11 protein-coding genes are annotated in these 12,111 nt (G+C 40.8%); 7 read left to right on the top strand and 4 right to left on the bottom strand.

The annotated features are described in order from the left end of the window. Nucleotides 1-172 precede the first annotated feature (172 nt). On the bottom strand, nucleotides 173-481 hold the full coding sequence (locus tag FQ083_RS06785; RefSeq protein WP_011514339.1) for a YhbY family RNA-binding protein: 309 nt from the start codon (nucleotides 479-481) through the stop codon (nucleotides 173-175). A gap of 370 nt (nucleotides 482-851) precedes the next feature. Here FQ083_RS06785 and FQ083_RS06780 point away from each other — a divergent pair, with 370 nt between their 5' ends. From FQ083_RS06780 to FQ083_RS06755, 6 genes are all read left to right on the top strand, one after another. After that, entirely contained in the window at nucleotides 852-1,484 is a 633-nt protein-coding gene (locus FQ083_RS06780) for an RlmE family RNA methyltransferase (protein WP_011514338.1), read from the top strand. 402 nt (nucleotides 1,485-1,886) lie between these two features. Continuing rightward, nucleotides 1,887-3,782 carry an ATP-dependent zinc metalloprotease FtsH gene (gene ftsH / locus FQ083_RS06775; protein WP_020444182.1) on the top strand — a complete coding sequence of 632 codons (1,896 nt, stop codon included), beginning with the start codon at nucleotides 1,887-1,889 and terminating at the stop codon, nucleotides 3,780-3,782. Between the two features lie 154 nt (nucleotides 3,783-3,936). Continuing rightward, entirely contained in the window at nucleotides 3,937-4,860 is a 924-nt protein-coding gene (gene folP / locus FQ083_RS06770; protein ID WP_149409313.1) for a dihydropteroate synthase, read from the top strand. Between the two features lie 106 nt (nucleotides 4,861-4,966). Then, nucleotides 4,967-5,248, top strand: coding sequence for a succinate dehydrogenase assembly factor 2 (locus FQ083_RS06765; RefSeq protein ID WP_011514335.1), 282 nt, complete (start codon nucleotides 4,967-4,969; stop codon nucleotides 5,246-5,248). An 87-nt stretch (nucleotides 5,249-5,335) separates the two neighbouring features. Continuing rightward, nucleotides 5,336-5,794, top strand: a complete 459-nt coding sequence (locus FQ083_RS06760) for a hypothetical protein (protein ID WP_149409312.1) — start codon at nucleotides 5,336-5,338, stop codon at nucleotides 5,792-5,794. 223 nt (nucleotides 5,795-6,017) lie between these two features. Next, nucleotides 6,018-6,734, top strand: a complete 717-nt coding sequence (locus FQ083_RS06755) for a YidB family protein (protein ID WP_149409311.1) — start codon at nucleotides 6,018-6,020, stop codon at nucleotides 6,732-6,734. 118 nt (nucleotides 6,735-6,852) lie between these two features. Here the strand turns inward: FQ083_RS06755 and FQ083_RS06750 are convergent, their stop codons facing one another. From FQ083_RS06750 to trmB, 3 genes are all read right to left on the bottom strand, one after another. After that, nucleotides 6,853-7,974 carry a regulatory protein RecX gene (locus FQ083_RS06750; RefSeq protein WP_149409310.1) on the bottom strand — a complete coding sequence of 374 codons (1,122 nt, stop codon included), beginning with the start codon at nucleotides 7,972-7,974 and terminating at the stop codon, nucleotides 6,853-6,855. Between the two features lie 40 nt (nucleotides 7,975-8,014). After that, a complete protein-coding gene (gene recA, locus FQ083_RS06745) occupies nucleotides 8,015-9,073 on the bottom strand; it encodes a recombinase RecA (protein WP_020444176.1) in 1,059 nt (352 codons plus the stop codon). Nucleotides 9,074-10,093: 1,020 nt separating this feature from the next. Next, nucleotides 10,094-10,915, bottom strand: a complete 822-nt coding sequence (gene trmB / locus FQ083_RS06740; protein ID WP_149409309.1) for a tRNA (guanosine(46)-N7)-methyltransferase TrmB — start codon at nucleotides 10,913-10,915, stop codon at nucleotides 10,094-10,096. Nucleotides 10,916-11,134: 219 nt separating this feature from the next. Here trmB and FQ083_RS06735 point away from each other — a divergent pair, with 219 nt between their 5' ends. Beyond that, complete coding sequence (locus FQ083_RS06735; protein ID WP_149409308.1) at nucleotides 11,135-12,064, top strand: DUF2628 domain-containing protein; 930 nt, start codon at nucleotides 11,135-11,137, stop codon at nucleotides 12,062-12,064. Nucleotides 12,065-12,111 lie beyond the last annotated feature (47 nt).

The following is a 12,111-nucleotide window of genomic DNA, read 5'->3' as shown; positions in this document are numbered from 1 at the left end:
TAACGAATATCGCATGTTAAATAGTGAACTATAAATGACATAAAAGCCGCGAGCAAAGTTGCATCGCGGCTTTTATTATTCACCGTCATCATCTGTCTAAAAATAAATCAGCAGGCTATTTTAAACCACTTTATATACAACAGACGATATAGACTTAGCAAGTAATGAGGCATTACACATTACGAGCAAGATTTGAAAGCTTAGGATTGGCATTTGGATTTTTGCGTAGCAATAGCGCCATACGACCAATTGAGTGAATCAAAGTTGCCTTTGCAGTAGCAGCAAGCTCAGCACCGATGACATCACGCTCTTCCTTGGTACCAGCAGGCAATTTTACTTTAATCAGTTCATGATCTGATAAGGCGCGATCAATCTCTTCAGTAATGCTTGGCGTAACACCTTTATTGCCAATCATGACAATCGGTTTCAAATCATGACCAATGCCTTTTAAGCGTTTGATGGTTGCGTTATCAAGTTGCATAGAATTCCTAGGGGTTGGTAAAAACAAAATATAATAAAATTGAGAGCAATTGATGACCATTATAATTAATCTATGATCATCTTGCATGAGATCAGCAGGATTTTGCACGATTTTACGTGATGAAAATGTTAAACTGCCATTATGGGTACATTATAAACGCTACGCTCTTATAAAGCAGTGTTTTCACTAAGAAAAATTAAAGGTTTAGCCTTTTGAAGCTAATAAATAGCTTGATAGTATTGAAAATCATAGTTAATAGTGTTTTTGATAGCATGGTTGTAGAAAGTGACATGAAGCAAAAAGTCTATTAAGACATTAGTTAATAAATACATATGCGCATATAGAAAAGCACGTTATAGGAGCAGGAATTTTGGCCACACGTATTGAAAACAAAAAATTGTCAAAGAGCAGTAGTGCTTGGATGAAAGAGCACATTGATGATCATTATGTGCAAAAGGCCCAAAAAGATGGCTACCGTGCCCGTGCTGCTTATAAATTATTAGAAATAAATGAAAAAACCAATCTGATCAAAAAAGGTATGACCGTTGTTGATTTGGGTAGTGCCCCTGGCAGCTGGTCTCAAGTGGCTGGTCACTTGGTTGGTGAAAAAGGCATCTTGATTGCCTCTGATATTTTGCCGATGGATACCTTGCCGGATGTTACCTTTATCCAAGGTGACTTTCGCGAGCCAGAAGTGTTTGACCGTATCATGGCTGAGGTTGGTGACAGACAAGTTGATGTGGTGCTGTCTGATATGGCGCCCAATACAGCAGGTAATAGTGCCATTGATCAGCCGCGTATGATGTACTTATGTGAGCTGGCGGTCGATTTCGCGCTGGCAACCTTACCAGAAGGTGGCGCGCTTATTATGAAAGTGTTTCAAGGCGAGGGTACACAAGAATTACGCAAGCAGATGCAGGCGGATTTTAGTAAAATCCGTAGTATTAAGCCTGGTGCTTCTAGACCGCGCTCAAAAGAGATATTTTGGATCGCAATTAAGTAATATGAAATGAAACTCTCACCTCAAAATTAGCCAGTTAAAATCATTGAATGAAAACGGCTACAATCGTTAACTGAATAAATGGGAATGCTGCTTGAATTATTCAGGTTAATACCACATATCATGATATATTAACTTTGTTTGAAATCAACTTTTAAGCATTTTTCTAAGTGCTTATATGATATTTTTAGCAAAGTCGTCTGACAGTAAGCGCCTTATAAACTCAGTTATTTATCGTTATTGCGCGGCTTATTTCTCTAATAAAAAAATAAGGTTGTTTTATACCTTAGATTTACAATGAGAAATGATAATTCGCCAATAGACCTTGAATAGCGAGACATACGTTTATATATAGACGTCACGTGTTTAGTAAACACACCAATAAGTATGGGATGGGAATAACTAGTGAGCGACATGGTAAAAAATACCTTATTGTGGCTGGTGGTAATCGGCGTTTTAGTGCTGGTGTTTAGTGGCTTTGATAAATCATCTGAGCCCGATAACCTTAACTACTCTGAATTTGTGACCGCTGTGTCAGAAAATCAAGTAGCCAGTGTTGAGATCGATGGCGAGCAAATCACCGGCGAGAAGAAAAATGGTTCTGAATTTGAAACCATTCGTCCAGCTGTGATGGATGACGAGCTGATGCCATTGCTGCGTGAAAATAAAGTTGAAGTCCAAGGCACTGCACCGAAGCGCCAAAGCGTATTGATGCAATTGCTGATAGCCAGTTTCCCAATTTTGCTGATTATTGGTCTGTTTTTATTCTTTATGCGTAATATGCAAGGCGGCGCTGGCGGTAAAGGCGGTGGACCGATGAGCTTTGGTAAATCAAAAGCCAAAATGCTAACCGAAGACCAAATCAAAGTAAATTTTGAAGACGTTGCTGGTTGTGAAGAAGCAAAAGAAGAAGTCGTCGAAGTGGTGGAGTTCTTACGTGATCCTGATAAATTTACCAAGCTTGGGGCGACGATTCCACGCGGTATCTTGATGGTAGGTCCTCCAGGTACGGGTAAAACGCTATTAGCAAGAGCTATTGCTGGTGAAGCTAAAGTACCTTTCTTCTCGATTTCAGGTTCTGATTTCGTTGAGATGTTCGTCGGTGTTGGTGCTTCACGTGTGCGTGATATGTTTGAACAAGCGAAGAAAAGCGCGCCATGTATTATCTTTATTGATGAGATTGATGCTGTCGGTCGTCATCGTGGTTCCGGTATGGGCGGCGGTAATGATGAGCGTGAGCAGACATTGAACCAATTGTTGGTTGAGATGGATGGTTTTGAAGGTAATGAAGGCGTTATCGTCATTGCTGCCACTAACCGTGCAGATGTTCTTGATAAAGCACTATTGCGTCCGGGTCGTTTTGACCGTCAGGTGCAAGTAGGGCTGCCAGATATCAAAGGTCGTGAGCAAATTCTTAAAGTGCATTTGAAGAAACTGCCTAATACTATTGGTGTTGACGCTCATGCCTTAGCTCGTGGTACGCCAGGATTCAGTGGCGCCCAGCTTGCTAATCTTGTTAATGAAGCAGCCTTGTTTGCCGCTCGTCGTAACAAGCGCAGCGTTGATATGAATGATTTTGAAGATGCAAAAGACAAGCTATATATGGGTCCTGAGCGTAAATCAATGGTCATACGTGAAGAAGAGCGCCGTGCTACTGCTTATCATGAAGCAGGTCATGCGCTAGTTGCCGAGCTACTACCGGGTACCGATCCTGTGCATAAAGTCACTATTATGCCACGTGGATTTGCGCTTGGTGTTACGTGGCAGTTGCCTGAGCACGACCAAACCAGTATGTACAAATCAAAAATGCTGAGTGATATTGCGATTTTATTTGGTGGTCGTATCGCTGAAGAAGTCTTTATAGATCAAATGTCGACGGGTGCCTCAAATGACTTTGAACGTGCGACCAAAATGGCACGAGCAATGGTAACCAAATACGGCATGTCTGACGCGCTTGGTATCATGGTCTATGAAGATGATGACAGCTCACAAGGTTACTTTGGTGGCGGTGGTCGTACGATTTCAGAAGCAACACAGCAAAAGGTTGATGAAGAAGTACGCCGTATGCTAGAGGAGCAATATGATATCGCTCGTGAATTGATTGAAGGCAATCAAGAAAAGATGCATGCTATGGTTGATGCCTTGATGAAATGGGAAACCATTGACCGCGATCAGCTGCAAGATATCTTAGCGGGCGAACAACCTCGTCCACCAAGAGTCTATCAGCATCATGAAGTGAACTTATCAAAGAATGATGTGAAAACAACCGGAATGACCCCTCCGCCATTACCAGCGATGTAAAAGTTACTCTTAAGTTTTGAATAAAAAAAGCCCTTTTTACAAAGGGCTTTTTCTTTATTACCAATTTAGAATGACATTAGATTTACTGGTATCATAAGCATTATAAGTTAGAGCTAAAATCAATTTTACGAATTCAAATTATCATGGATAAGTTATGTCACTATTCCAACCCTTAACTGCTTATACTGTGACCAGTCGTGATAAGGTTTTAGATTTATCACAGCCTCATATCATGGGCATCTTAAATGTCACGCCAGATTCGTTCTCAGATGGTGGGCAGTTTAATGCAGTTGATAAGGCAGTAGTACGAGGTAAAGAGATGATCGATGCAGGTGCTACCATTATCGATATTGGCGGCGAGTCTACCCGTCCAAATGCTGAAGTGGTAGCGACTTCTGATGAGCTACAGCGTGTGGTGCCAGTCGTGACAGCGATTAGGCAGCAGCTAGGCAATGACATATGGCTATCCATTGATACCAGTAGTCCTGAGGTTATGCGCGCAGCGTTTGAAGCAGGCGCGGATATTTGGAATGATGTACGGGCACTCAAGCGTGAGGGCGCTGCGGTGATGGCAGCTAAGCTTAACATTCCTGTTATGCTAATGCATATGCGCGGTGAGCCAACTACGATGAATAATCTGGCACAGTATGATGATGTGGTTAGGGAAGTAATGACAGAGCTAAAAGTGCGTATTGATGAAGTGACAAGCATTGGTGTCATGCGCGAAAATATTATTATTGACCCCGGTTTTGGTTTTGCTAAAAACTATGAGCATCACTGTGCATTATTGAGTGAGCTTAAGCGCCTACAAACACTCAAACTGCCAATGATGTTTGGTATTTCACGCAAGCGATTTTTAGCAGAAGTGCTAACAAAAACAGGTCTAGAAGCGCTTGCTACCACCCAACCGCTTGAGCGTGATAACGTGGGTACTGCTGCAGGTCTTTTTGCATTGCAGCAGGGGGCAAGTATCATTCGTACTCATAATGTCGCTATGATGCAGCAAGCCATAGCGTTATGGAGCCAGCTATCTGCATATGATAAATACCAATCGCTATCACTAGATGGCTGCAATTAAGTGATTATGATCAAAAATAGATTTATCGATGATAATAATTGTGAACGATAGAGTTTTGGTGCTTTATATTTATTTACATACCTTTTAAACGAATGAGAATACCTTTATGACCATTAATAACCAGCCAGAGCCAACTAATGAGCAGCGCCGTATTATTTATCAAGCCCGCCGTGGTTTGAAAGAGTTGGATTTTTATTTTGAACCCTATATTAAAGAGCTTTATTTAACGGCAGAAGCTGCCGAACAAGAAAGCTTTGCGCAAATGCTGACTCATGAAGACCCTGATTTATTAGATTATTTTACCAATCAAAGCCGACCAGAAGATGAGGCGATATGGGAGTTGGTTAATAAGATTAAGACGTGGCGTCACAGTAAAAGTCTGAGTTAATTGTTTAAATGGCTAGTTTTATTTTTTGATTGTTAAAGTAGTATTGAGTCTTTTCTATTAATCAGAAATATTCTTTGGTAGCTCACTATGACAGCATTAACCTCGCTACGTATCGATACTGCTATTAAACCTATAAGCTATTTATATCTGATATTTTATATGGCATTATTCAGTATCGTTATGGTATTGGGGGCGCTTGCTTCATTAGCCTTATGGCAATATGTCGTTATACTCCTCATCAGCGCTGCAGTCATTGGCTATCTAGCCTTATCACGACCCATACTATTACATCTAAGCCAGCCGCCACTTGATAAAAGTGTTTATCAAGATTGGCAGTTATTAATACGTACGAGTCGTGGGGATGCCTTGTGGCAAGCAAAGCTTAATACAGTCAGTCAATCTCATTGGGTTATCTGTTTTGATTTTAATATCGTAGAGCCTTATCAACGCCGATTTTCTGTGGCTATATTTCGTGATCAGGTTAATACCGAGCAATGGCGCGAGTTGACCATCTTGTCAAATATGATTGCAAACAAAACCGTTTAATTGAGCTTGGATTTCATTGTAGATACTTATCTGCTTTATCTTACCGTACTAAATTATCTCCTACATCTCATAACAAAATGCCTATCTAGAGAGGTAAATAGATTTGCTATATTGGAATTTATATTTATAGGTCGGTTTAAATAGTAGGTGATGGTAGCAGTCGTTAATTTGCTATACCAAAACCTGTATCGACGAATGTTATTATAATAAAAAGGATAAAGTTATGAGTTTGCTAGGGAATTTAGTGAGTCAAGTAGCACGTAGTGCCATGGATCCAGAGGATGCACAGCGTAATCCAGTTAATCAACGTATCAATCCGCGTCGTACCGGCGGTCTTGGTGATATATTGGGGAGTGTGCTTGGCGGTGGCAATCAGTCAGCGGGTTATAATCCACAACAGTACGAGCGCCGCTCAGCAGACAATGGTTTTGGGTTAGACGATATTATCGGCGGGTTAACAGGTGGCAAACAGCGCGGTGGCATGAGTTCAGGTACTGGTGGACTTGGCGATATTCTAGGTAGCGTACTTGGTGGTCAAACGACGAGAGGCGGCTTTGGCGGTAAAGGTATGCTTATCGCTGCTCTTATGCCTATGGTACTGAGCTGGATAAAGCGCAATGGTGGATTAAGTGGTGCTCTCTCGAAAATTACCGGTATGGGCTATGAAAAACAAGCGCGTTCTTGGTTGAGTACTAATGAGCTTAACGATAATCTTGATCCTAACGATATCAATCGATTGTTTGATGATAGTGAAATACAGCAAGTCGCTGCTCATACAGGCGCTAACGAGATAGAGGTGCGTCAAGGGTTGGCTGAGCTATTACCTGAAGTCATGAATCAATTGACGCCAAATGGTAATTTGGAAAACGAACCTGAAGCCAATGAAGAGATTGATCAAATTATTAGTCAACTATCAAGCCGTCTAGGGGCACTAAAATAATTAGGTTATTATTTATGGCATTTAAAACGATAAAAACGCGCACCTGATTAGGTGCGCTTTTTTATATCTAAAATATAATAGCGAACGATAAAGGTTAAGACTGTTGCATTAAAAATTGCTAAAAACGTTCATCTAAAGTATCTAACGTATAGTTCAATGCCGCAAAGCAAATATCACTATTAAAGCCGCGATATTGTAAAAACCGCAGCTGCCTTGCTTTGTCTTTTTGTTCAGTGGGTATATCATCACCATATTTTTTGACACGCGCTGTGACTGCCAGTTTGAGCCAGTCTATACCTTCGACCAAATTATCTGCGTTATCATCAATAAATTCACTAAACTCATCAGATTCAGCATTAGCCATATCGATAAGTTCATCGATATTATCGGGCATCGCCATCTTTTTACGATGGAATTCTTGCTTGATACGACCTCTGCCGCGTCCTTTTCTGATATTTTCACGAATCAGCATTAGAGTAGTGCGGTAATCACTTTGATAGCCTTTTTCTTCGAACTCATCGAGTAGGGCATCAATTTTAGCCGCTTCTTGCGCTTTATCTACCAATTTTTGCTTTAGCTCAGCCTTGCCGTATTCGCGGCGTGACAAATAATAAAATGCCAACCAACGTAAGCGACTTTCTGCTTTGATGGCATCCATTTCCACTTGGCGCTGCTCAGGCGTGCGCAAATATGCCTTTAGAGCAGCTGGTAGGTTGTCGATTTGGCTATTTTGGTTGTCTGCCTCACTATCATGAGCAGCTACCGATTCAAATGCTGGTTCTGAGTCCATCAAAGCTGAATCAACGCCAGTCTCATTAATAGAGACACTATCTTCTTCATTGTCATGAACCGCATGTTTAACTTCAGCGAGCATCTCTTTGATACTTTGCGCAGCAGGTGGCTGATAAGTAGGTACACTATTAGGCTCAGCGTGAAAGGTAGCAGCTGGATGAAAGTGTTTTTTACGTTTTTTGGATTTGGATGAAATTTTTAAAGAGGAAGAGGCGCCAGTCGAATCTGCCGTAAAGTTAGTATGGTTATCTATTGTACACTTCTCATCTAAATCATATGTATTTAGATGCTGAGAGCGCTTGCCAGTTTTACTGGTACTTTTAGGCTTGTCTTTATATGAGTACCTAGTAGATGAATGTTGTTCAATGGATTTCTTGTTTTTATGCATAGAACTCGCTGAATCAGTATCCGACTCAGCGAGTATTTCAGCTAACGTTTTAATTTTCATAAGACATCATAGTTGCTGATAACGGTTTGAAAATATACCGTTATTGTACAGGTTCAGAGGCTAGTTCTTCGTTAGTCTCAGCCACGACCGCTGCTTTGCTGTCATCTTTTACACCAAGCTTTTCAGCACGGATTTTAGCTTCTATCTCTTCAGCAATAGCAGGGTTCTCTTTTAAGAACAGTACAGAATTGGCTTTACCTTGACCGATTTTCTCATCGCCATAGCTGTACCAAGAGCCTGCTTTACCAACTGCACCAATCTCAACACCCAAATCAATCACTTCAGCTAAGTGATTGGTGCCTTCACCGTAAGTAATCTCAAATTCAGCTTGGCGGAATGGCGGTGCCATCTTGTTTTTGATGACTTTAACGCGAGTTTGGTTACCGATGATTTCATCACCATTTTTGACTGCACCGATACGGCGAATATCCATACGCACAGAAGCGTAGAACTTAAGTGCATTACCACCAGTTGTGGTTTCAGGACTACCAAACATCACGCCGATTTTCATACGAATCTGGTTAATAAATAACACCATACAGTTTGAACGTTTGGCGTTACCAGTGATTTTACGTAAAGCTTGGCTCATCAGACGAGCTTGCAGACCCATGTGTGAATCGCCCATCTCACCTTCAATCTCGGCACGCGGCGTCAAGGCTGCGACCGAGTCAATAACGATCATATCGATTGCACCTGAGCGTACTAACATATCAGTAATTTCAAGTGCTTGTTCACCATTATCAGGCTGTGAAAGTAGCAAGTCATCCGTATTCACACCAAGCTTGCGGGCATATACAGGGTCCAAGGCATGCTCAGCATCGATGAAGGCACAAACGCCGCCCTGTTTCTGGCACGCTGCAATTGCCTGCAATGTCATAGTCGTTTTACCTGAGCTTTCAGGGCCATAAATTTCAACGATACGACCTTTTGGCAAACCGCCAATCCCGAGTGCAATATCTAAACCTAATGAACCAGTCGATACCACGTCGACATCAAGCGTTGCTGAGTTGTCACCCAAATGCATGATGGTATTTTTACCAAACTGCTTTTCGATTTGAGCTAGTGCAGCTTTAAGTGCTTTGGCTTTATTGTCGTCCATGTAGGACTCCTTGTTATCAATCATTTATAAGGATAAGTTGTATTAATATCAAAAACGGTTTGTTCAATGCTATAAATGAAAATGTAAACTATCGCTGATAGCATTTTGAACTAAGCTTAGAGTAGGCAATGAGATGAGTCTTGTAGATCGCGATGTCAGTTACATCACCCTACTATACAGTAAAATTAGATGCTGATAAAAGCGAAAAAAAGTTTAGAGATTTTAATGAGGCTCATAGCGCTTGCAATTTATATCACCAGATTATGTCTTCTTCTAACTTTATATCATTGTTTATTAGATAGGGTAATTATAACAAAATCCAAGGCATATATTGAGCATAACTGAATACTAGGCGACAATAGATGTCGTATGGGAAAACAAAAATATTTGTATATAATTCTCAAAATTGCTGTTCATATTTGAACCTGATGAGCATACTATTTGTCAATAGTTTTGGAAGTTATCCACAATAAATAAATAAATTTTATTTAGCCAGTGTGAAACATATCATAGGATAAAATTAATATTAAAAATTTTATAAATAAATTATTTTACTTTTAAATTATCATTAACCTATTGATTTTAATAAATTTTTAAATCGTACAAAAAATGAACGATTTTACCTAAGCCTTTAAGCTATCTAGGCAAATGCTTGTCAAGTAGCGACTTATGCACAGGGTTATCCACAGCTTATGGGGAGAACTCACCAAGCCCTTACGGTATCAATGATTGCGCAGACAAGAGTTATCATTTAATTTACAAAACTTGGCTATTTCTGATTTTACAAGTTTAAATTTAGCAGGATTTTAGTATGGGCAATGCCTATGTTTCACATCTGTGCTGATAATTTTTTTTCGAATTGAAAGCTATTGATACTCATCAAACATATTTATAGTCAGTTATATCAGTCTTTAACCCTTATGAGTAAAAGGTTTGAAGACTGATAGATATAAAAAAGCGGCTAAGATACTGATAAATATCTTAGCCGCTTTAGAGGAAGCCGACGTAATGCGTTTGGTATTAGTCTTTTAAATAGATTAAATCCCAAACCCCATGTCCGCTTGCTAGACCGCGGCGCTCAAATTTTGTCATTGGACGAAAGTCAGGACGGTCAGTGAAATTGCCTGCGCCTGCTTGATTGCTTAAGCCTGCAAAACCATCCAAAACTTCTACCATCCAAAAGGCATAATGTTCCCAGTCAGTGGCGGTATGGAACCAGCCGCCTTGCTTTAGGCTGCGGGTGACAATCGCCATACGCTCAGGGCTAACAAAGCGGCGTTTATGATGGCGCTTTTTTTGCCATGGGTCAGGAAAGTAGAGCTGAATGCGATCGATATGGTTTTCTGGTAACTGTTTGAGTAGTTGAATGGCATCACCATTGATGATTCTGACATTACTCAAATTTTGAGTACCAGCCATATAAGCGCATTTGCCGATACCCGGCTCATGGACTTCAATGCCAACAAAATTACGACTTGGCTCGGCTGCTGCCATTTCAATGAACGAATCTCCAAGTCCAAAACCAATCTCAAGGGTCAAGGGTGCCTCACTGCCGTTTGGCAATTCAGCAAATAGCGCACGCAAATCGTCAATACCTTCAAGGTTACCATCACCAAAGCTGTTATTAACCAAGTAATGTGCAAATTCAGGCGCCGTCAATGCCAGCTCGGCATTTTTATTCATGTGCGTACGGCGTTTCATAAAGGTGTTGACGATACGAATATGCTTACTGCCGTCAGGTGCGACCTCATTGCCACTAGTAGCATTAGTGTCTAAAGATTTTTGATCATCGGTAAGGCTGGTGGCGTCGACGTTGGTATTAATATCAGGATGTTGACTCATAGGATTAACAAGGCTTAATAAATGGGTAGTACGCTTATTATAAGTGAAATCTGTACGGCTGTGAATGAACAATACTTTTTTAATAATGTTAGCGCGTTTTGTAATTTAGGTGCATTATTTATCTAGTGTTTCTCTGGCCCATACAATGCTATTAGCGTTATCATATAATCCCGATAGTTAAGTTAAATGTCTTTTTAATCGCATGTAAGGCTTGTCACTATGTTATTTATTGAGACGGATTCGCCGCCCCCTTTTTACCAAGAAAAATTGCCTCCTGCCAGACGCACACAACTGGATAAATGGTTTATCGGGCATCGTAGCCAACGCTATTATCTAAAACGCTTTAAGCAATTTGATGAACAAGGCTATCTGTCGCCAAAATGGCATTGGGCAGCATTTTTTGTGACCTTTCCATGGTTGCTCTATCGTAAGCGTTATATGGATGCGCTCGTCTACAGCGTGGCAGGATGGTCGTTTATTCAGCTTAATATCGCGCTAGTCTTGGTAGCGGTTGAGTTCTTAGTAATGCCTTATATTGCTGATGCTTATCAGATGACGATACGCGTTAGTATTGCCGCGCTGATTTGGCTGTTTTGGTCGTTTATGGTGGCACGTTGGACGGATGCTTACTATTACCGGATGGCACGACGTGAGATTGCCGACGCGATTAATGACTATCCACAAGATGAGCGCTTGCAAAAAGCCCATCTAAGCCAAGAGGGCGGGGTGAGCTTATTTGGGCTAGGATGGGGTTTTGGATTTTTTGCCTTTATATTAATGGTCATTAAAGTGCAGTTCTTACCTATTATTGCCAAACCAAAAGAAAACGAAGTGCTGTTTGATGCGTATGATACCGTTAAAACCACGCAAAATTATGTGGCGCTAGCGTATCGGCAAACAGGACAATGTCCGCTGGATCTGCCTATCGATAGCGGTACTGAGAAGGTGCATATTGAGATCGATCGTAGCGCAGCTGGCATTGCAGAAACTGATTGTGCAGTGATTGCGACCATTCAAAATGTAAAATTCCCTATACGCTATCTCAATGATCAGACACTGGTCTTTTATCATCTGCCAAACAGTGATGATTGGGAATGCATCAGTTCATTGAATAAAAAACAAGCGCCGGAAAATTGTAGCCCTGATTAGGTGGCTACAAAGATTGAGAATTATTTTTTACAACAATTTCTATAGTT

The sequence above is a fragment of the Psychrobacter sp. ANT_H59 genome (genome assembly GCF_008369225.1).
Taxonomy (GTDB): Bacteria; Pseudomonadota; Gammaproteobacteria; order Pseudomonadales; family Moraxellaceae; genus Psychrobacter; species Psychrobacter cryohalolentis.
The sequence above is the reverse complement of the archived record's forward strand: the minus strand, read 5'-3'. Positions and strand labels throughout refer to the sequence as shown.